Genomic DNA, 19,856 nt, shown 5'->3' on the forward strand with positions numbered 1-19,856 from the left:
CCGACGCCGTCCCGGCAGCCCGGTGTCACGGCCCTTCGGTGAGCGCGGAAAGGCGTTGCGCGCGGGACGCGCCGACGCGGAGGATCGTTTCCGCGGCAGCCGGCGAGCCACGACGCACCGGAGGGGGGTGCGTCGTGGCACCCGACCTCGTGGCGCCCGTCGGCCACCGCGGCATCAGGCGCCCGCCCGTAGCGCCAGGGCGGCGAGTGCCTCCGGTGCACCGGCCTGGCCCCGTATGCCGGGAAAGGCGTTGATGTCCACGATCAGCGGGGCGCCGTCGCCCGCGTCGATCACGTCCACGCCGTACACATCCAGCGCGAAGACGGAGCCGACCTCGCGCACCAGGTCCAGCCAGCCGTCCGGCAGTTCACCGAGGGCGAGCGGCAGCGTCGGGCCCCGGCCCCCGTCCGCCAGCTCCGACCGGCGCAGGGCGCCGAAGACCTGACCGGCGACGACCCACAGCTTGTGGTCCCAGCCGCTGTTGGCGGTGAAGGGCTGCACCACCACCGGCTCGTCCGGCCAGTCGGCGCACAGGGCGCGCAGGCGCGCGGCGTCGTCGGCCCGGGCAACGAGGTCGTGCCGTCGGCTGTGCCGGCTCTTGACCACCAGCGGGCGGGTGGGTTCCGCCTCGGCCGCGAGCAGCCGGAGCGCCGCCACGGTCCTGGTCTCCGCGAACGGCAGCCCGGCGCGCCGGGCCAGCTCGGCCATTTCCGTCCGGTCCTGGCAGAGACCGGTCGCCGCGGCCGAGTTCAGTACGGGGGCGCCGCGTTCCTCGATCGACCGGGCCAGGGCCAGCGCGCGCGGTGTCCGTGCCTTCAGCAGATAGACGTCGGCGAGCGTGCCGGGGCCGGCCGGCTCACGCGGCGGGCCGTCCTCCGCCCCCGGATCCAGCGACTCCACGTGGTGGCGGGGCGTCAGCAGGGCGGTCGTGGCGGCCAGCAGCGGGTGGTCGGGCCGGGGCGTGATCAGACAGATCCTCATCGGCCCTCACCCGCCGTCGCGGGCAGCTGCGCCGGAACCCGCACCGGTTCCTGGAGAGGGGTGCGGGCCGCCGTACCGGGTACGGCGCCGCCGGTACGGGCCAGCTCCAGAACGGCGCGCGCCACCCGCGCCGCCGCGTCCGGCACCTGCCGGAAGCTCGGGAAGTCGTTCACATCGACGACCACCGGACCGTCCGGGCCGAGCAGTACGTCGACGCCGTACAGATCCAGCCCGTAGACCGCCCCCACCTCGGCGGCGATCCGGGCCACCTCGGCGGAGAGCGGTACGCGCCGCTCGGGCGCCGGCCGGTCCGGGTGGAGCGGGGAACGCCGCTCGGTCGCGTACAGCTCGCCGCCGACGCAGTAGACCTTGAGGTCGATTCCCGAGTTCGGCACATACGGCTGGGCTATCAGCATCCCTTCCCCGGCCAGTTCGTGCCGCATCCCGGCCAGCAGGTCCGGCGAGGCCACCAGCCGTACCGCGCGCCCGGAGCTCCCGTCGGCGGGCTTGACGACGAGCGGGAACTCCGCGTCCGGGATCTCCGCCAGGGACTCCGGCCGCGCGGCCGCGTATGTCAGCGGTACCGGCAGCCCGCCGCTCCGCCCGATGGCCGCCGCCAGCACCTTGTCCCGGACCCCGCGGATCGACCGCGCGTCATTGACCGTGGTCAGCCCGACCGCCGCGGCGGTCTCCAGCAGCGTCAGTCCCGGCCCCCCGGACACCGTCTTGAGCACCCAGGCGTCGTGGCTGCCCGCCCGTATCTCCTCGGACACCCGTATCAGCGAGCTGCCGGGCCGCAGCACATCCACCCGGTGTCCCCAGGCGTCGAGTTGGCGGATCACTTCCACGGGCATGCCGTCGTAGCGGTACTGCTCCTCCACCAGAAAGCAGAGTCTCATCGACCTTCCCCGTAACCCCGGACGTCTGAGGATGCTGTCCGGCAGACTGTGACACCTCGGGGTTCATGATCCGCCCCCGCGTCACCTCCCGCCGCACCGCCCCCGACGCCCCGTCACCCGCCCCGTGGTGACCGGCTCACGGGCGGCGGGCGACCCACGCGGTTCTGGTGCCACGGACGACCAGGTCGTGGCGGTGCAGGACGCCGTCGGGTCCGTCACTGTCGAGGAGCGTGTCGAGGGCGGCCAGGTCGTCGGCGGCCATCCGGCCTTCGAGCACCGGCCGGATACGGCGCAGGTACGCGTGAGCGTAGTGGCCGGTGGCGGGCGGGTGCGGGGGTGTCAGGTCGATCGTGAACGTCCGCTTGCCGAGGATCGCGAAGCCGCTCCGCTCAAGATGCGGGCCCCAGTCAGGACCGAGGCGCGGTTGCGTGTCGCCCCGCTCCTGTTCCAGGGCCTCGTGGCAGCGTGATTCGAGGCCAGGGCGTCCCAGGCCGATGTCCTCGGGCAGGAACCGGGGCAGTGCGTCCATCTCGGCCACGGCCAGCAGGCCACCGGGGCGGATCGCGGCGAAGGCGTCCTTGAACACCCGGTCGGGGGCGGCCATTTCGTGCAGTGAGTTGGACGCCCACACCAGGTCGACCGGTTCGACGGCGGGCCAGGCCGCGTCCAGATCGGCCCGGACCGTACGGACACGGTCGGCGATCTTGAGGTCCGCGGCCTTGGCCCGGACGCGGGTCAGCAGCTCCTCGGCCCGGTCCACGGCGATCACCTCGGCTGCGCCGAAGCGCCGGGCCAGGGCGATGGTCCCGGTCCCGGTTCCGGCGCCCAGATCCAGGATGCGGCGCAGCGGTACGTCCGTGGCCTGCCGCTGAATCCAGCTGGTCACGTCGGACAGATAGGAGTGCAGGACGGCGGCGTCCAGATCCAGCAGCTCGGCCATCGCCGCCGAGTCGCCCCCCTGGTGCGGACCGTGCGGGTGGTGGTGAGTGTGATCGCGGAGTTCCATGGGTGCGACCCTACGAGCCCCATGCGTGAATGGCATAAGCTCTTGCCTATGACGCAAGAACCGGATCTCGACAGCCTGATCCGCCGGCGGATCAAAGGACTGCGCCTGGCCCGGGGCTGGTCGCTGGATGCCCTCGCCGCCCGCTGCTACCTGAGCCCTTCCACCCTGAGCCGTATCGAGACCGGTCACCGACGGATCGCCCTCGATCAGCTGGTGCCCATCGCCCGGGCCCTGGGCACCACCCTGGACCAGCTGGTGGAGTCCGTCGATGACGACGACGTGGTGATCAGGCCGGAACGCGACCATGTGCGCGGGGTGACCACCTGGATGCTCACCCGGGAGCGGGCACCGCACGGCGTGACCGTCGCCAAGATGCGTATCACCGCGCCTTCGCGGCCGGTCGGCATCGGTGAGATGGGCGTGCATCCCGGCCGGGACTGGTTCACGGTGCTGTCGGGAACTGCTCGCCTGCAACTGGGGGAACGGACCATCCTGGTCGAGCCCGGCAGCGCTGCGGAGTTCTCCACCATGGTTCCGCACGCCATCGGAGCCCACGACGGCCCGGTCGAGATCCTCATCATCCTCGACCACGACGGTGAACGCGCCCACCTCCACCCGTGCGGTCAGCACCCCGGCCCATAGGCGGGGGGCCGTCGGGCGGCTTCAGCCCCTGTCCGCCGCCGGGGCGCCGGTCCTCAGCCAGGACAGGGCCGCGCTCGTCAGCGCCGTGATGCCGGTGGGAAGCGTGGTGCGGACGTCCGGCGCGAACTCCGGTGAGTGGTTGGGCGGGAGGGCGGCAAGCTTCTCCTCGGCGGCGCCGGGGGTCTCCGACCACGCCTTGGGGCCCACCGCGCCGAGCATCCAGTAGGACAGCGGAATGCCCGGCATTCCGTGCAGGGACGTTCCCGCGTCCCCGTAGAGCGGAAAGTCCTCGGTCGCCATGGCCGGCGGCCAGGCGGCGACGCGCTCGGGGCCGTAGAGGCGCAGATGGGCCTCGCGCACGGCGGCCGTGGCCGCCGGGTCGGGGTGGGTGACCGGGGAGCGGGACACGACCGTGATCTCCGGGTCACGCGGGCAACCGGACGCGGCGCATTCGGCCCTGACGATCCGTTCCACCGCGCCGGCCATCCGGTCGAGCGCGCGCTCCGACAGGGCGCGGACGGTGATGCCGAGCGTCGCCCGGTCCGGGACGAGGTTGTTGCCGGTCCCCGCGTGGAAGGAGCCCACGTTGAGCACGACGGACTCGGTGGGGGCCGACTCGCGTGACACCGCGCCCTGGAGCCGCAGGACCGCGGCGGCCCCGGTGAGCACGGGGTCCACCGCCAGCTGCGGGGTGCCGGCGTGGCCGGCCCGGCCGTGGATGACCGCCTCGAAGCTGACGCTTCCGGCCAGCATCGGGCCGTAGGCATGGGCGACCATGCCTCCCGGCAGTGGGGCGGTGTGCTGGGCGAGCACGATGTCGGGCCGCCCGAAGCGCTCGTACAGCCCGTCCTCCAGCATGGCCCGCGCTCCCGCGAGGGTCTCTTCGGCCGGCTGGCCGACGATCACCACGGTCCCGCGCCAGCTGTCCCTGGCGCGGGCCAGCAGGGACGCGGCTCCCGCCGCCGCGGCGGTGTGCAGGTCGTGTCCGCAGGCGTGCATGGCCGGGCCCTCACTCGCGTACGGAAGGCCGGTCCGCTCCCGCAGGGGCAGCGCGTCGAGTTCGGCGCGGATCATGACGCGCGGCCCGTCCCCGTTGCGCAGGACTCCGACGACTCCGTGGCCGCCGACCTCGCCCGTGACCTCGTACCCCGCGTCCCGCAGCCACTCCCCCAGCCGGGCGGCCGTGCGCCGCTCCTCGCCGGAGAGTTCGGGGTGGCGGTGCAGATCCAGGTAGAAGGCGACCGCCGGGCGGAGGACCTCCCGCACCCCGTCCAGGACGGCTGTGTTCTCTGCGGTGTACGCGACGGGGCTCACGCGGTACATGGTGCGCCACCGGCCAGGCACCTGACGAACAGACCACTGACGAGCGCGGTCAGTGGAAGACCTGCCGATCTGCCAGCGGGGTCGGCTGGAATGGTGCGCAGCACGACGACGGACCCCCGGGGAGCCCCCCGGTGGCCAGGCTTCCCCCAAGGAGTCCCCATGGCTGACAAGAGCATCCTCGCCTCCCTCGCCGACGAGATCATGGAGCTCGAGTCGGAGACCTTCGAGATCTCGGACTACTCGGACGCGAGCGAGGTCGTTCTCGCGGGCTCCACGAGCTGCAGCTCGACGTCGACCTGCTCCTCCACCACCAGCACCACCTCCTGCAGCGCCTGATTTTCGCGCTTCGCTCACGACGAGCGGCCCCTGCTACCTTCCGCGCAGGGGCCGCTCGTTTTTGTGCGTGCATGGGGGTTACGGGAACGGATGTGGCACCTTGCGGATCTCCGCTTCGGTCAGCTCCGTGCCGCGCAGCCCCGCCCGGTGGGCGGCGGTGCGCAGGCGTGGCAGGTGCGGAGCCCGCTGGCGCGTCCAGCCGAAGTCGATCGGCAGCAGGCCGGGGACGATCGTGGACACCGTGCGCAGCCCTATGCGGTGCTGTTCCGGGGTGGTCTGGTCGACGACGATGACATCGTGCCCCGCCCGTACGAGCTCGTCCCGGCAGTGCGTCACATCGTCGCGCAGGTCGCCGGTGCGCGGCCGGTCCCGCTCCTCCCAGCTGCGGTAGACCTCCGCCATCGGCCGGACGGCGGCCGGCTCCTGGTACGTACGGACATGTTCGGCCATGCGCGGCAGACCGTAGAGCTGGGCGTGGTCCTTCAGATGCAGGACCTTCCCGAAGTCCTCGGCCATGGCCTCCAGTTCGCCGCGCCGCTCCTCGACCTGGCGGGGCAGGTGCGGGATGTAGGTAAGCACCTCGGACAGGGCTCCCTCCAGCGCCGCCGCGGGATCCAGGCTCGCGCCCGCGCCGAAGGAGAAGGTGCCGGGGCCGCCGTCGCGCCGTACGGCCAGGCCGGTGACGACCGGTACCGCGAGGTCGATCCGGTTGTCGAAGGCATGCACGTCATAGCCTTGCAGACCGGCCCGCTCGATCATGGTGCGGACCGTCCTGTCACCGATCGAGTCGAGTGCGATCTCGGTGAGCGGGGTGGCTCCGTACCAGGCGACCAGGAAGGCGTCCCGCTCGATGAGTTCGAGCAGACCGCCGAGGACCGCCTCCTCCAGACAGCTGCCGATGGCGCAGCCGTTGGAGCATTCGAAGACGAAGTTGTCCGAGGCCAGGCCCGCGCTGTAGTGGACGAGCCGCGCCGGTACGAGGACCGGCCGTTCGTCGCGCAGGGAGTATCCCCAGACCCAGGGAATGGGCCGGTCGGGGTCGAAGGGGCTGACCATCGGGTCGTCGCGGTAGGTCTCGGGCGCGTAGAAGCCGCACTCGGCGGGGTCGAGGGCGTCGTCGCCGAGGGCGCTGTAGGCCGCGGTGAGCAGCGTGGTGCCGGTGCGCCGGTGGGTTCCGGCGTACCGTTCCAGGCCTTCCAGATAGGCGAGGTCACGGCTGGCGTCGAAGCCGTTGGCCTGGCCGCTCCAGGTGACATCGGTCAGGCCCGCGTATCCGCGCATGAAGACACTGCCGGCGACGGGCGCGGTGGTGGGCGAGGTGACATTGATCCAGGTGCCGGAGCCGAGCACCCCGGAGACGGGGTTGGCCAGGGCCAGGGTCGGCATCGGGTAGGACGACGCCGCGCGCAGCCGGTAGGCGTCGGGAGCGGGCTTGGGCCGGCTCACCAGTCCCAGGCGTGCCTGGTCGGGGCTGTCGGTGCCGCGCGGCCCGCAGTGCGGGCAGAGCGGATCGGTGAACAGCGGGTACGTCCGCACCTCGAGCGTGGTGAGGTCGAGCCGGGACACCTGCGGCAGGCTCCGGTCGGCCGCGCCGGGCCCCGGTGGGAGCACGCTGTCGGAGAGGACGACCGCGCGGTAGAGGGCGTCCACCGCGTCGAGGGCGTACGGGGTGAGCCACGGCCAGTCGCCGGCCGCGCTGGTCCGCTTTCCGGTCTCCAGGGCGTCCCGCTCGGTGCGGGTGCGCAGCCGCTGCCAGCGCATGGCCAGGCACTGGCCGCACGCGGGGGCGCTGCCGTCGCCGCCCCAGGGCCCCACCAGCACCGCCTGGGCGGTGAGATGGACGGTGGAGGTGGCGCGCACGTCCGCGAAGCGGTCGTCGCCGCGGTGGCCGAGGACATCACCGGCGCCCAGCGGCACCACCGTCGGGCCGCCGGCCGGGGCGAGCCGTTCGGCGAGGGCCAGCTGCAGCTGCGCCCGTGCCGTCTCCAGCGGTGTGCCGTCCCGTACCGCGGCCGGCGAGGCGGTCGTGTCCGTCGTCATGTCGAGTTGCTCCAGCGGAAGGTCTTCAGCGCGAGCGCGCCGAAGATGACGGTGAACACGACCAGTCCCCCGCAGCCCAGGGCGATGTCGTCGAGACCGCCGCGGCCGGAGAGGGCCGCGGACACCGCGTCGTTGAGGTAGCGCAGTGGCAGCACGCGCGAGACGGACTGCAGCCAGGACGGCATCATGTCGAGCGGCAGGAAGGATCCGGAGAGGAACGCCATCGGCACCATGAGGAAGTTGGCGATGGCGGCGACCGCCTCGGGGGTGTCGGCGTAGGAGCCGATGACGACACCGATGGTGAGGAACGCGGTGATGCCGAGCACCAGCACGGGCAGCGCCAGCGGCCACCGGCCGTCCAGCCGCATGCCGAAGAGCGGCAGCATCGCCACCGCGATGAACACCACCGCCTGGACGACGCCCACCCCGATGGCGATGACATAGCGGGAGCCCAGGACCGAGGGCAGCCGGGTGGGGGTCATCCGGATCAGCCGCAGCAGGTCGTCGCGGCGCCACTGCATCAGGGTGAACGCCACCCCGAAGACAGCGGCGTTGGCGACGCCCCAGGACATGACGCCCGGCGCGATGTAGGAGATGTACGGGCGGCCGGTCTCCTCCACCTCCTGGCCCCGGAAGATCAGCCCGAAGACGACCAGGAAGAGCAGCGGGAAGGCGAAGGTGAAGAAGAGAGTGGCCTTGTCCCGGATCTGCGCCCGGTAGCCGGCCCCCGTCAGTGCTGCGTACGCGCTCATCCCTGCTGCTCCGTGTCGTCGGTCTCGTCAGTGGCTGCGATGGGGGTGCCGGTGAGTTCGAGGTAGACGTCCTCGAGGGTGGCGGTGCGGGTCTGGACGCCGTCGAGGCCGGTGAGCGCGTCGACCGCCTGGAGGACCTTCCCGGAGACCGCCGTCTCCAGGACGAGGGAGCCGCCCTGCACGGTGACCCGGTCGACGCCGGGAATGGCGGTCGCGTCCGCCTCGCTCATCCGCTCGGTGGGGATCATCACCCGCGTCGGCGCCGCGGCGGCGCTCACCAGGTGGTGCGGGGAGTCCAGGGCGACGACGGAGCCGGCGACCAGGATCGCCACCCGGTCGCACAGGGCCTCGGCCTCGTCCAGATGGTGGGTGGTGTAGACGATGGTGCGGCCCTCGCTCTTGAGCTCGCGCAGCACCTTCCACAGATCGCGGCGGGCCTGCGGGTCCAGGGCGGCGGTGGGTTCGTCCAGGAAGATCAGCTCGGGGTCGTGGACGAGCGCCGAGGCGATGGCCAGGCGCTGCCGCTGGCCGCCGGAGAGGTTCTCGACCATGACGTCGCGCTGTTCGGCCAGCCCGACCATGCCGAGAGTGCGGTCGGCGTCCTCGCGGCCCGCCCCGTACAGCGCGGCGACCGTGCGGAGGTGTTCGCGCGCGGTCTGGCGTACGAAGAAGGCGGAGGACTGGGTCTGCACACCCAGCCGCGGCAGCAGCGCCACGTTCCGGGGCCAGGGCGACTGCCCGAGAACCGTCACGGTTCCGGAGTCCGCCTGGCGCAGGCCCTCCATGATCTCGACGAGGGTGGTCTTGCCCGCGCCGTTGGGGCCGAGGAGTCCGAAGAACTCCCCGCGGTTCACCTGGAGTGATACCCCGTCGACCGCCTGCCGGTCCCCGTATCGTTTGCGTATCTCCTCGACGACGATCGCTGCGCCGGTGGCTGCCTCGTGCGGCACGGACGCCATGGTCCTGGCCTCGCTCATGTGGTTTTGCGCCCCTCGGGGGTTGTGGGTCAGTGAACTAGGTGGAAGTAGAGGCCTGTTGCCAGGGCCGCGAGGATGAGGACGACGAGAAGAGTCGATCCCAGCCCGTAGCAGAGATAGAGGACGCGGGCCCGGCGCGGGTACGCGGCGGCGGCCGGCCGGTCGCTGAAGCAGAGCCGCAGGTACCGCCCGCTCTCCGGCCCGAGCTGGGAGACGCGCAGGGCGTGGCCGAGCATGGTGTAACCGTCGAGCGGAGGCAAGGGGAGCAGGTTGACCAGTGCCTGGACGCTGCCGAGAAGCAGCAGACCGGACAGCACCCGGCGGGTGGGGTCACCCTCGGGCAGCGCGGCCCACCAGGCCAGGAAGGGCAGCAGGAACAGCAGGTTGGCGAAGGCGCCGGCGCCCGCGACGGCGAACTGGTGCCACCGGGTGCGCAGATAGCGGTAGTTGTCGACGGTGCAGTACATGACGGCCGCCGGCAGCCGCCAGCGCAGCCCGATCTCGCTGACGGTGCCCCCGTAGTGCCGGGCGCTCACGCCATGGGCCAGTTCGTGCAGCGCCGTGCTCAGCCACAGCAGGGTGAACACCGCCACCAGCGCGACGGGTTGCCGGACCAGCCACCAGGTGTCACGGCCCAGCTCCGGCAGGTTCGCCGCGAGCAGGACCTCCATCGCCACCATGAGCCCGGTCAGCGGGAGCAGTACCGGGGCTCGCAGGACGGGGCGCAGCCGCCGGTGGAGGCGGCCGGTGGTGGCGTCGGCGTCGGCGACCAGCCGCAGCGTGCCCCGCAGCAGGGTGCCGTTGAGCGGGGTGGCCGCCGGGGCGGCCGGCGCCGGCCGGGGCGGCGCCCCGGCCAGCAGCCCGCGGGTGCCGAGCAGCTTCAGGAGCTGCTGCCAGTGCGCCTCGGCGAGACGCTTCCCGAACGCCTCGGCGTACTCCCCTCCGATCTCTCCCAGGCTGCGGACGCCGTCGAGCCGGGAGATGAGGAAGTACTCCTTCACGCCGACCTCGAAGGCCGCGCCGCTGTCCGGCTCCTTGATCAGGTGGACGGTGGCCGGGCCGTGCAGCAGGGCGGGGCTGAGCAGGATGTCCGGGCGCAGCGCCGGACGGTGGGAGAGGAGTTCCCCGGGTGTGGCGGTCATGGGATCGCCGCCGGGGCGGGTGCGCCGGCGGGGTCCTCGCGCAGGACCCTGCCGAGGACGTGCGAGAGGTAGGCCTCGTCGCGGATCGTCACATGCAGCCGGTTGTTCGTCATATGCATGTACGGGGACAGCAGCAGCGGCAGCGCCACGGCGGGGTCGGTGACCTGCTCGTCGCGCGTACCGTCCCAGGAGCGGAACACCAGCTCGCCCCGGGTGATCAGGTCCTCGGCCCGCGCGCGCAGTTCGAGGCAGTGCTCGGCCCAGCCGCGCAGGAAGGCGGGCAGCCGGCTCAGGTCACCGGTGTGGACGGCCTGCCGGATCCCCTCGAAGCGGCGGCCGAGGCCGGGGGCCATCCCGGCGTAGTTCTTGTCGTACTCCTTCGAACCGATGAAGCCGGTCCCGGGGAAGGCGTTGTGCCAGAACTCGTAGTAGCGGTCCAGATAGCCGCCGAGTTCTTCCCGGTCGGGCAGGAAGCAGCCCGCCATGACCATCATCAGCTGGGCGGAGGTTCCGAGCAGCACGGTGCGCAGATGCAGGTTCATGGTGCGGAAGGCGTCCATGACGAGGTCGCTGGAGTGGGCGAAGTGCCACTCGGCGAGCTCGATGCCGGCCGGGCCGCCGTACTTGCCGTACTCGGGCTCATACGGTTCGTACGAGAAGGAGTTGTTGGGCCGCAGGTTCATCCTGCCGTCCGCGTCCATGAACTCGCCGCGGTCGCCCTCGGGGAACTCGATCTCGAAGAGGGTGTTGTAGAACTCGTTGAGGAAGCCGGAGTCGACCTCGTAGAGGGCGGGCCGGGCGCGCAGGAAGCCGCTGATGGCCTCCTCGGCGCGGCGGCGCACCTCCGCGGTGGCGTCCGCGTCGACCGGCCGGAGCCGGAGGCGGACGTGCGGCCCCTCCAGCCAGTAGTTGATGAAGAAATGGCCGGCCAGGAGGGAATCGGCGGTCAGTTCCGCCACCAGCGGCCGGACGCAGTTCACCAGCAGGGGCTGCGGGTTGGCCGCGTAGAAGATGTGGATGGCCTGCCAGTCGCCCGCGGCGCGCGCCGTCTCGGGTCCGGCGCCGGTCCCGGTACTGGGACCGGGGGTCAGCTCTGGCATGTCGGTGCGCCCTTCGTACGTCGGGTCGAGGTGAAGGTCTCCACGGCCAGCTCGGCGACATGGCTGCCGCGCCCGGACCGCACGTGCAGCCCGTCCTCGGCGGGCAGCATCTCCCGCAGTACGACGCGGTCGTCCGGGTTCGTCAGCAGCGCTTCGAGGGCGGTGAGGGAGAGACAGCTGTGGAAGTCCACGTACTGGGGCTTGGCTCCGGCGCCGCCCCTCGGTCCGCTGGACACGGTGGCGAAGACCTGGTCGGGCAGTTCGTGCTCGCGCCGCCAGCGCTGCCAGTCGAGGAACCAGTCCTGATCACCGGTGCCGGGCCGGCGGGCGGGCAGGGCGCCGGCCGTCGTGGCCCAGCTGCGGCGGCTGAGGACGACATTGCCGTGCAGCACCCGGGGCCGTGAGGTCACTCCGCCCCGCGCCTCGCCCTCCGGGACGCCTCCCCACAGGTCCAGGGGCGCCATCGAGGTCGGGGACATCAGCAGCAGGGTGCGCGGAATCTCGGGCAGGGCGAGCGGCACGAGATAGCCCAGGTAGACGGGGACGACCTCGCGGCCGAGCCGCTCGGAGCGCAGGACCAGCCGGTCCGTGTCCGCGTCGTGCTCGACGTACAGGTCGTCGAGGTGGATGCGCCGTTCCTCGGGGACGGTACTGGATTCGCCGGGGCAGACGATCTCGTAGTCGGTCAGCGGGCTGTGCAGGTTGAGGTTGCTGGTGACGGCGCCCCCGGTGATCTCGGCCAGGACCGCCCCCTCGGGGGTGATGGCCGAGGCGGTGTCCCGCAGGGCCGGGGAGAAGGCCCCGGGTGCCTCCGGCGTCTCCGGTGAGCCGTCCGGGTCAGTGTCGTAGACATGGGTGAAGCGGCTGAAGGGGAAGGAGAGACCGCCGTACGAGCGGTTGAGCACGATCAGCGGGTCGCCGTCCCTGCGGGTCAGCTGAAGATGGTGGCACTGCGGTGCGAAGTCCGTCGCGACCGGGGCGAGTTCGTCCGCCACCGGCGCGAGGTCGCTCTCCCCGAGATGGATCTCGGTCGCGTCACCGCACTCCGCCCAGGCCTGGCGCATCCGGGAGATGAACGTCTTCCGCGCCGCGTCGATCGCGCGGATGCCCGGCAGGCCGAGCCAGTTCTCCTCCGGTGTGTACTCGCCCTGGTCGTCGAACGGCCGGCGCTTGCCGGCGAACGAGAGGTACTGGTCGAAGAAGTCCTCGTGGAAGTCGTGGACGAGTCCCAGGAGGTCGTCGCACCGGCCGCCGCGGCCGTAGCGCGCCAGGAAGAAGCCCTTGAAGGTGACGCGCTGGGGAAGCGTCAGGTCGAAGGCGGGGAGGATCCGCTCGACGGAGCGCAGCGCGCCGCCGGCCGGTTCGGTCCACGCGCCGAGACCGCAGGTCACGTCGCGGCCCGCGCTCACGTCCTCGTACAGCAGCGTCTGCGGCAGTGTTGTCTCTCCGGTGCTCAGCAGCGCCTGGGCGGCCAGCAGTCCGGCGCGCAGTTCGCGCAGCAGGGCCACCCGGTCGGCGCGGCCCGCCGAGGGGAAGCGGTCGATGGTGCGCAGCGGACCGTCGAGCGCGGCGGCCAGAGCGTCGGCCCAGGGGCGGTCGAGGGCGCTCAGGGCGCTCTGGAAGGAACGCAGCGGTTCGGGGCTGTGGACATCGGTGTCCAGGCACGGCACCCGCACCATGCCGAGCTGGAGCAGCGCCGCCACATAGGTCTCGCACTGGGCGGGCTCGGCGTCGTGCTCGGTGCGGAGCCAGTCCACCAGCTCGTGGTAGCGCAGCTCGGCGCGCCCGTCGAAGAGACCGAGCAGCCGGTCCAGCGTCCCGCTGCGGCGCAGGAAGAACAGCCGGTCCTTGACCGCGTCGAAGGTGACCGCGGCCGAGTCGTCGCCCGCGGTCGTCCACTGGCGTACGTACCGGATCCGGTCGTCGTCGCGCTCCCAGCCCGAGGCCAGCCGCACGGGCAGGTCGCCGCGGCGCGCGGGGTCGGCGAGGACGAGCTCGGCGAGCCGGCCCAGCACGACGACGTTGAGCCGCGGATGGCTCGACCACTCCTCGTCGATCCGGATCGTGGCGTCGTCGCCCGCGCCCGCGCCGCCGCCTTCGCCGAAGACGCCGGTGGCGACACCGGTGAAGGTGCTGAACGGGCTGGTCTTGCACGCCGTCCGGTACAGGTACGACAGCACCGACCGTTCGATCTTCCGCATCCGCTTGTCGGGCCGTACGCCGGAGGCGGCCTTGCCGACGTAGGCGTCGAGCTGTCCCTCCAGGGTCGGGGAGGCCAGCAGGAGACCGCAGCGCAGCCGGTCCTCGGCCAGCAGGCCGCGCAGCGCGGCCCTGGTCCTGTCGAAGTCGGCGGCGAGCAGCGGCGCTCCCTCGGCGCGCAGCTTCTCCAGGTGCTGCCGGTCCCGTACCCAGTCGGCGGTCAGCTCCGCCGCGCGGGGGTCGAGCCCCGCGACCAGCCGCGCCGCGGCGTCGGGCGCGGCGGGCAGCCGGTTGTTGAAGATCTGGCGGCGCAGGGCGAGCAGTTCACGGCGCTGCGTCCCGCCCTCCCCGTCCGGGGAGACATCGGTGGACTTCACCACCTCGTGCAGGATGTCGCTGAGTTCTGCTCCGCGGGTGCGCAGCCGCTCCTCGGCGGCGAGGACGTCGTCCGCCCAGCGGCGGCTGTCCCCGCAGCGCAGGGCGTGCACGGACTCGACCGGGAGTCCCGCGACGCGCAGCATGAACCGGCGGCCGGGTTCCCAGCTGGTCTCTGTCGTACTCGTGGTCGTACTCGTGCCCGGTGTCATGGCAGTTTTCCCCATCCCCGGTCAGGCGATCTCGTAGCGGAAGTCGGCGGGCTGCGGCCGCTCGTTGCCCAGCAGCATGATCAGCAGGGGAGCCTCGCCGCTGCCCTCGAGGGCGAGTTCCTCGATGTACGAGATGTTGTCGAAGCCCAGGGCCACGCCCGCGCCGAGCCCGAGGGCGGAGGCCGCGGTGTAGAAGGTCTGGGCGATGGCGCCGATCGTGCCGTTGACCAGCCGGTATCCGCGGTCGCCGACGGCGTCGAGGACGGCGGTGGTCCGCATGGTGGGGACGATCACCGCGCCCGCCTGCTCCAGGTTGTAGTTCGACAGGAAGTAGTTGCGCTGGAGGAACGGTCCCGGCGCTCCCGGCACCACCAGGCGCAGGGCATGCGTGGCGGGGTCGTAGGCGTACGCGCCCGGTTCGACGCCCTCGACATGGTTGACGAAGGCGTACAGCGTGACGAGTCCCGGCGCGTCGGCCCGCTCGGCGTCGCTGCCCAGTGAGGCGGCGGCGCAGGCGCCGAGGGTGGCGGACAGCTGCGCGGGGGTGACGGCGCTACTGGCGTCGAAGCGCCCGAAGCTGCTGCGGCGCTCCCGCAGCGCGGTGCGCACGCTCACCCGCGGCAGCTGGGGCTCGGGCAGCGTCACGGGCGCGCCGATACCGGCCGGCAGGACGGTGGCCGCCGGGTCGAGCGCACCCGGTGCGGGCCGGTCGGTGGCGGCTTCGGCGGTCGCGGCGTGGATGCGCTGGAGGGTCTCGAAGCGCAGGACGGTGCGGGAGCGCTCGGTGTCGGTGTGCGCGATGGCCGGGGGCGCGGGGAGCTCGACGGCGGTGGGCCGCGCGCCCTCCCAGGTCAGCGGGACGACGGCGAAGATGCCCTCCTCCTCGTTGTCCACGCCCAGCAGACGGCTCAGCCTCGCCTCGTCGAACCACAGGGCGGGTTCGACCTTCAGCCCCTGCGAGCGGGCCCAGATACGCCAGGTCTGGAGGATCGCGCCGAGATCCATGCTGACCGCGTGGAAGGAGAAACTGTTGTACTTGAACGCGTTCTGCCAGTACTTGATGCCCAGGACCAGGAACTGGTCGCTGTCGGTGCCGGCCGCTCCCTCGCCGAGCGCCGCGCGTACCTCGCCGGTCACATCACCGGCGAGCAGGCGCTGCATGGAGTGATGCGGCGCGGAGTAGTAGTGGATGCCCGGGGCGGCCGGCCCGCTGGGTCCTGAGACCCAGTAGACACTGACCGGGTACAGCCCTCCGCCGGAGGCGGTGCCGCGTGACCAGTTGGCCTGGGAGTAGTGCGGAAGCGCCGCCAGGTCGGTGTTGGTCTGGACGCCGAGCCGGCGTCCCGTCAGCCCGTAGGAGTCCCGCAGCATTCCGGACAGCGAGTCCAGCGTGAACGGCAGCTCCCCGGCCGGCTCCCCGGCTTCCCCGGCGGGCAGGCAGCCGGCCGCGGCGGTCGCGGCGGCGGGGACGTCCGCGTCCGGCAGCGGGAACGACTCGACGCCGGGGTAGAACTTGGCCTTCCTCGGCCGATCCGCCCAGTCGGGGACGAAATCGGCGGGCTCCATCGGGATCCGGCCGCGATGCATGATCGCTTCCGCATAGTCATGGGCGTAGCCCACTGGACCCTCCTCTCTGCTGGTCTCTGCTGGACGTGGGTTACGGGAAGGGGTGGGGTGCCGGGTTGAAGTCGTCCGGCCCCAGGTCGTGGTCGCGCAGTCCCGCCGTACGCAGGGCGGTGCGCAACCGGGGCATGGTGCGGGCGCGTTGCCGGGACCAGCCGAAGTCGATCGGCAGCAGTCCGGGGACGAGGACGCTGACGGTGTGCAGCCCCAGCGTGCGCTGCTCGGGCATCGTCTGGTCCACGACCACGACGTCGAAGCCGGCGCCGGTCACCGCCTCGACGCAGCGCCGCAGGTCCTCGCGGAGGTCCTGGGAGGCGGCGGCTCCCGAAGCGTCCGGCCAGCGCAGATCACGGACGGCGCGCGGGGCGGGCGGGGCGCCGTCCCCGAGCGGGCCGCGTCCGTCGAGGAGGAAGGCGGCGTGCTCGCCCATCTCCGGTACGCCGTAGACCAGCGGGTGATCGTGCAGCGCTGTCACCTGGTCGAAGTCCGCGGCCATGGCGCGCAGCCGGGGTTCGTCGCGCTCGGTGCGGCCCTGAAGGTTCACGGCGTCGGTCGCGATCTCGCAGAGCGCCGAGTCCAGTGCCGATTCGGGGTCGAGTCCGGCGCCGGCGCCGAAGCACATCCGGCCGGGGCCGCCGTCGAAGCGTTCCGCCACGGCGGTGACCACCGGGATCGGGAAGGTGACGCGGGTGTCGAAGAACCGGGCCCGGTAGCCGTACATCGCCAGCCGGTCGACCATGTGCCGGGTGCTCGCCCGGGTGCTGGTGGCCGGGTCGATCTCGGGCAGGGGCTGCTGTCCGTACCAGGTGAGCAGGAAGGCGTCGCGCTCGATGACTTCCATCAGGCCGAAGTAGATGGCCTCTTCCAGGCATCCGCCGGAGGCGCAGCCGTTGGAGCTCTCCTGCACGAACCGGTTCTCCAGACCGGGTGCGTGATAGTACGTCAGCACTTCCGGCACCAGACGCGGCGTGTCGTCGCGCAGGGAGTGGCCCCAGACCCAGGGGATCTCACGGTCGGGGGCGAACGGGCGCACCCGGGGGTTGTCGCGGTAGAAGGCCGCGGAGTAGAGGCCCACTTCGCGGGGGTCGACCGCGTCGGCGCCGAACTGGTCCAGCGTTCCGGTGACGCTGGTGATCCGGGAGCGCGCCCGCATTCCGGCGTACCGCTCCATTCCCTCAAGGACGCCGATGCGGTTGCTGGTGGCGAAGGAGTCCGCGTGGCCGCCCCAGAAGGTCTCGCGCAGATACTCGCCGGAGCGCATCGAGAAGCAGCCGATGGTCGCGGAGGTGGAGGTGGAGGAGACGTCGTGGACCACGGAGGGCCCCAGCGCGCCGCACACCGGGTTGGCGAAGGCCGCGACGTCGATGTCGTACGACTCGATGGGGCGCAGCCGGAACGCGCCTGGCTTGTGCTTGGGGGCCGGCCGCAGGGTGATGCGGGCGGCCTCGGAGGTGTCGGTCCGTGGCGCGGCGCAGCGCGGGCATTCGGGGTCGGGTACGAGGGGGTAGTGGCGCACCGACAGGGTGCGCAGGTCCATGAGCCGGATCTCGGGGAACGGCCCGTCGGCGGTGGGGGGCCGCTGCCGCAGGGCGGTGACGAGCGCGGCGATGGCGTCGGCCGCGAACGGTGTGGCGTAGGGCCACTCCCCCGCCGCCCGGGTCTCGCCGCCCAGTTCGAGGGCGTCGCGCAGCGCCACGGACCGTACGGCCTGCCAGCGGCGGGCCAGACAGTGGGAGCAGCCCGCCGATCCGCCGTCGGCGCCGGGCAGCGGACCGATGACGGCGTGCTGTCCGTACAGGTGCACCGGGATCTCCGGCTCCGGCGGACGGGTGTGGTCCCCGGGGGCGAACGCGTCGCGCGTGCCGAGTGCGGTGACGCTCACCCCTGGGCCGCCGAGCTCGCCCAGGGCGCGTCCCAGCAGGTCCTCCAGGGGGAGGACCGCGAGGTCGTCCGGGCATGCGTCGGGCGTGCTAAGCGCCACGAGATGCCTCCGTGGTGAGGAGCACGCGGGCGGTTCTGATGCCGGCGACGGCCAGGTCCGCGGAGCCGGTGGGCACCACGAGGGCGTCGCGGCCCGCCGCCTGGAGCCGGTCGAGGACCTCGGACCAGGGCGTCGTCCCGTCGTCCCCGGCGCTCGCCGTGTCCACGGGAGCTGACGCGTCGATCGTCGTCGCGTCGAGGTCGCGCAGGAGCGGGTCTCCGGTGTCGAACAGCGCGGCCGTCTCCTCGCGGTCGAGCTGCACCTTCCCGAGCAGATCGCGTACGGCGTCGGCGGCGGCGCTCTGCCGTCCTGTCCGGCTGCCGATGGCCCAGCCGCCGGCGCCCCTGGCGAGCAGCACATGGACGCCGGAGCGGCCGCTCTCGCCCAGGTCGAGCAGTTCGAGGTCGACGTCGAGGACGGCGGCGGAGCGGATGAGGAAGGTGAGTTCGGCGTCGGCCGCCGCGCCGTCCGTCAGCGCGTCGAGCGGGATCCGGCTCGCCGTGCCCCCGCGCAGCACCCTGTTCAGCGCGTCATGGGCGAGAGCGGAGAGCAGGCCGTCGGCGGCCGCGTCCGTCATCGTCGCTCCCGCGCCGGTCCCGGCGCTGGACGGCTCGAACAGCCGCTCGGCGTTGTGCGGTCCGAAGGTCCGCACCGCCGCGGACGGCACCAGGATCTGTTCCTTGGTGAGGAGTGAGGTGGCCGGGGTCCACGCGGTCACCTGCTCGCCGGTGGCGCCGGCTCCGGTGGTGGTCAGCGCGCCGGGCTCCAGGGTGCGCACGCCCGTGCGTACGGCGCTGAGCTGATCGCCCGTCAGGGCCTCGGTGGCGGGCACGACATGCTCGGCGTACACCTTGGCGGCCGCGTTCAGCGCGCGCAGCCGGGCACCCGCGACATGGTGCACGTCGAAGGCGGCGATACGGCGCTGTGCGGTGTGCCCGGTGCCGAACTCGACGATGCTGGCCTTGAGCGGTATCTGGGTGAGCGGCTCGTCGGCGAACCGGGTGAAGACGCCGGCCCGCGGCCGGACCAGGACCGTCTTGCGGTTCAGCTCCTCCACCAGGGCGTCGGCCTCCCGGGCCGTGGCCACGGTCGGCATCGGCAGCGTGTCGCTGCCGGCCGTGGTGAGGTCCACGGTGGCGGCCTGTACGTCGCTGTCGTCGGCCTTCGCGCAGAACGGGCAGCGGGGGTGCGGCAGCAGGGGTTCCGAGGTGACGTCGAGGGACTTCATGTCCTGGATGACCAGCTGGCCCGCGGTCTCGGCGGGCAGCGCGCCCGTGGTGATGCGGAAGATCTCGTATCCGAGCAGGTTGCCGATCATGGCGGCGAGGGGACGGCTCGGGAGGTCACCGGCCGGGGTGGCGCCGGGCAGCGCCAGGCTGTTCCAGATGTCGGCGGCCGCCGCCGCCTCGTCGTGGGATCCGATGCGCAGCACCGCGCAGGCCCAGCAGCCGGTGGCGCCGGCGGTCATCAGCGGTCCTACGACGGCGTGGTGTCCGTAGGACCAGGCCGGCAGGAGGGTGCGGCCCTCGGGCACGCCGGCCTTCAGGAGCGGGAACAGGCGCCGGGGCGCCGCCGGTCCGCCGGTCGCCACGACGATGTCGTACGCCTGGAGGTCCGCCCAGCCCAGGGGCTGCTGGGGGTCGTCGGCGCCGAGCGGCAGAAGCTCCACCGGGCAGCCGTCGGACGCCGCTTCCCGCGCCTCGGCCTCGATGCCTTCCGTGTCGAGCCCCGGCTGCACACCGATGGTGGAGCAGCCGTTGCGGATCAGGCTGAGTACGCACCAGCGGGCGACGAGGTCGTCACCGAGGACGGCCACGCGTGCGGTGCTGAAGCGCCGGAAGCGGCTCTCGGCGTCGTCGGCGTAGTGGTCCACGTAGGCGATCTGCGGGGCGAAGCGCCGGGCCACGTCGGGCGGGGTCTCCCGCGCGTCGGTCACGGCCGGCGGGACCGCGCGGGCGAAGTCCCGCTCGTACAGGTTCCTGACCAGCTCGCCGACCATGGCGCGCTGCTGCTCGCCGAGGCCCTGGCAGATGTCGGAGACCGTGTGCGCGCCGGTGAGATGCGGCACGATCAACGTGGCGAAACGGTACGCGGACCTGGCGGTCAGCTGGAACCCGCCGTCCGCGTTGTGGAACAGCACTCCTTCCGGCGTTTCGGTGAAGAGCACGTCCCGGCGAATGCGCGGACAGGTCGCGGCAACGGCTTCGTAGGTTGCTGAGCCCATGTGAATGACACCCCTGGATGCTTTGGACAAGGTGGCCGGATCGT

15 protein-coding genes are annotated in these 19,856 nt (G+C 72.5%); 2 read left to right on the forward strand and 13 right to left on the reverse strand.

Going from position 1 to position 19,856, the window contains the following annotated elements; translation table 11 throughout:
• Window positions 1-174: 174 nt before the first annotated feature.
• The 3 genes from ACFVWW_RS00930 to ACFVWW_RS00940 all read right to left on the reverse strand — a co-directional run bounded on the left by ACFVWW_RS00930 (window position 175) and on the right by ACFVWW_RS00940 (window position 2,886).
• Complete coding sequence (locus ACFVWW_RS00930) at window positions 175-981, reverse strand: RimK family alpha-L-glutamate ligase (protein WP_384189538.1); 807 nt, start codon at window positions 979-981, stop codon at window positions 175-177.
• Entirely contained in the window at window positions 978-1,880 is a 903-nt protein-coding gene (locus ACFVWW_RS00935; protein WP_384327518.1) for a RimK family alpha-L-glutamate ligase, read from the reverse strand. The genes ACFVWW_RS00930 and ACFVWW_RS00935 overlap by 4 nt, the downstream gene beginning before the upstream one ends.
• 136 nt (window positions 1,881-2,016) lie before the next feature.
• Window positions 2,017-2,886 carry a class I SAM-dependent methyltransferase gene (locus tag ACFVWW_RS00940; RefSeq protein ID WP_386875104.1) on the reverse strand — a complete coding sequence of 290 codons (870 nt, stop codon included), beginning with the start codon at window positions 2,884-2,886 and terminating at the stop codon, window positions 2,017-2,019.
• Between the two features lie 48 nt (window positions 2,887-2,934).
• Here ACFVWW_RS00940 and ACFVWW_RS00945 point away from each other — a divergent pair, with 48 nt between their 5' ends.
• Window positions 2,935-3,528 (forward strand): helix-turn-helix domain-containing protein, encoded by a 594-nt coding sequence (locus tag ACFVWW_RS00945; RefSeq protein ID WP_386875106.1) that lies wholly within the window; start codon window positions 2,935-2,937, stop codon window positions 3,526-3,528.
• 21 nt (window positions 3,529-3,549) lie between these two features.
• Here the strand turns inward: ACFVWW_RS00945 and ACFVWW_RS00950 are convergent, their stop codons facing one another.
• On the reverse strand, window positions 3,550-4,842 hold the full coding sequence (locus ACFVWW_RS00950) for an amidohydrolase (RefSeq protein WP_386875108.1): 1,293 nt from the start codon (window positions 4,840-4,842) through the stop codon (window positions 3,550-3,552).
• 168 nt (window positions 4,843-5,010) lie between these two features.
• On the opposite strand from ACFVWW_RS00950, the gene ACFVWW_RS00955 reads away from it, so the two are divergent.
• Complete coding sequence (locus ACFVWW_RS00955; protein WP_066952405.1) at window positions 5,011-5,187, forward strand: thiazolylpeptide-type bacteriocin; 177 nt, start codon at window positions 5,011-5,013, stop codon at window positions 5,185-5,187.
• A 78-nt stretch (window positions 5,188-5,265) separates the two neighbouring features.
• Here the strand turns inward: ACFVWW_RS00955 and ACFVWW_RS00960 are convergent, their stop codons facing one another.
• Genes ACFVWW_RS00960 through ACFVWW_RS01000 form a run of 9 tightly spaced genes read right to left on the reverse strand, consistent with a single transcriptional unit; the run spans window position 5,266 to window position 19,812 of the window.
• Window positions 5,266-7,227, reverse strand: a complete 1,962-nt coding sequence (locus tag ACFVWW_RS00960) for a TOMM precursor leader peptide-binding protein (protein ID WP_386875110.1) — start codon at window positions 7,225-7,227, stop codon at window positions 5,266-5,268.
• On the reverse strand, window positions 7,224-7,979 hold the full coding sequence (locus ACFVWW_RS00965; RefSeq protein WP_384189526.1) for an ABC transporter permease: 756 nt from the start codon (window positions 7,977-7,979) through the stop codon (window positions 7,224-7,226). The genes ACFVWW_RS00960 and ACFVWW_RS00965 overlap by 4 nt, the downstream gene beginning before the upstream one ends.
• A complete protein-coding gene (locus ACFVWW_RS00970; RefSeq protein ID WP_384189524.1) occupies window positions 7,976-8,956 on the reverse strand; it encodes an ABC transporter ATP-binding protein in 981 nt (326 codons plus the stop codon). The genes ACFVWW_RS00965 and ACFVWW_RS00970 overlap by 4 nt, the downstream gene beginning before the upstream one ends.
• A gap of 29 nt (window positions 8,957-8,985) precedes the next feature.
• A complete protein-coding gene (locus tag ACFVWW_RS00975; RefSeq protein WP_384189522.1) occupies window positions 8,986-10,098 on the reverse strand; it encodes a peptidase M50 in 1,113 nt (370 codons plus the stop codon).
• Window positions 10,095-11,198 (reverse strand): lantibiotic dehydratase C-terminal domain-containing protein, encoded by a 1,104-nt coding sequence (locus ACFVWW_RS00980; protein ID WP_386875113.1) that lies wholly within the window; start codon window positions 11,196-11,198, stop codon window positions 10,095-10,097. The genes ACFVWW_RS00975 and ACFVWW_RS00980 overlap by 4 nt, the downstream gene beginning before the upstream one ends.
• Window positions 11,186-13,984: a lantibiotic dehydratase gene (locus ACFVWW_RS00985; RefSeq protein ID WP_386875114.1), complete on the reverse strand. Its 2,799-nt coding sequence runs from the start codon at window positions 13,982-13,984 to the stop codon at window positions 11,186-11,188. The genes ACFVWW_RS00980 and ACFVWW_RS00985 overlap by 13 nt, the downstream gene beginning before the upstream one ends.
• A gap of 21 nt (window positions 13,985-14,005) precedes the next feature.
• Entirely contained in the window at window positions 14,006-15,604 is a 1,599-nt protein-coding gene (locus tag ACFVWW_RS00990; RefSeq protein WP_386875116.1) for a nitroreductase family protein, read from the reverse strand.
• Window positions 15,605-15,641: 37 nt separating this feature from the next.
• Complete coding sequence (locus tag ACFVWW_RS00995; protein ID WP_386875118.1) at window positions 15,642-17,588, reverse strand: TOMM precursor leader peptide-binding protein; 1,947 nt, start codon at window positions 17,586-17,588, stop codon at window positions 15,642-15,644.
• The gene (locus tag ACFVWW_RS01000; protein WP_386875120.1) at window positions 17,578-19,812 is read right to left on the reverse strand and encodes a TOMM precursor leader peptide-binding protein; all 2,235 of its coding nucleotides are present in this window, start codon (window positions 19,810-19,812) and stop codon (window positions 17,578-17,580) included. Before ACFVWW_RS01000 ends, ACFVWW_RS00995 begins: the two co-directional genes overlap by 11 nt.
• Between the last annotated feature and the right edge of the window lie 44 nt (window positions 19,813-19,856).

It is taken from the genome of Streptomyces sp. NPDC058198 (genome assembly GCF_042882605.1).
Classification (GTDB): Bacteria; Actinomycetota; Actinomycetes; order Streptomycetales; family Streptomycetaceae; genus Streptomyces.

Bases quoted from the DNA above. Each gene is read 5' to 3' on its own strand.
- ACFVWW_RS00930 (WP_384189538.1), bottom strand. From the start codon at position 981: ATGAGGATCTGTCTGATCACGCCCCGGCCCGACCACCCGCTGCTGGCC.
- ACFVWW_RS00935 (WP_384327518.1), bottom strand. From the start codon at position 1,880: ATGAGACTCTGCTTTCTGGTGGAGGAGCAGTACCGCTACGACGGCATG.
- ACFVWW_RS00940 (WP_386875104.1), bottom strand. From the start codon at position 2,886: ATGGAACTCCGCGATCACACTCACCACCACCCGCACGGTCCGCACCAG.
- ACFVWW_RS00945 (WP_386875106.1), top strand. From the start codon at position 2,935: ATGACGCAAGAACCGGATCTCGACAGCCTGATCCGCCGGCGGATCAAA.
- ACFVWW_RS00955 (WP_066952405.1), top strand. From the start codon at position 5,011: ATGGCTGACAAGAGCATCCTCGCCTCCCTCGCCGACGAGATCATGGAG.
- ACFVWW_RS00960 (WP_386875110.1), bottom strand. From the start codon at position 7,227: ATGACGACGGACACGACCGCCTCGCCGGCCGCGGTACGGGACGGCACA.
- ACFVWW_RS00965 (WP_384189526.1), bottom strand. From the start codon at position 7,979: ATGAGCGCGTACGCAGCACTGACGGGGGCCGGCTACCGGGCGCAGATC.
- ACFVWW_RS00970 (WP_384189524.1), bottom strand. From the start codon at position 8,956: ATGAGCGAGGCCAGGACCATGGCGTCCGTGCCGCACGAGGCAGCCACC.
- ACFVWW_RS00975 (WP_384189522.1), bottom strand. From the start codon at position 10,098: ATGACCGCCACACCCGGGGAACTCCTCTCCCACCGTCCGGCGCTGCGC.
- ACFVWW_RS00980 (WP_386875113.1), bottom strand. From the start codon at position 11,198: ATGCCAGAGCTGACCCCCGGTCCCAGTACCGGGACCGGCGCCGGACCC.
- ACFVWW_RS00985 (WP_386875114.1), bottom strand. From the start codon at position 13,984: ATGACACCGGGCACGAGTACGACCACGAGTACGACAGAGACCAGCTGG.
- ACFVWW_RS01000 (WP_386875120.1), bottom strand. From the start codon at position 19,812: ATGGGCTCAGCAACCTACGAAGCCGTTGCCGCGACCTGTCCGCGCATT.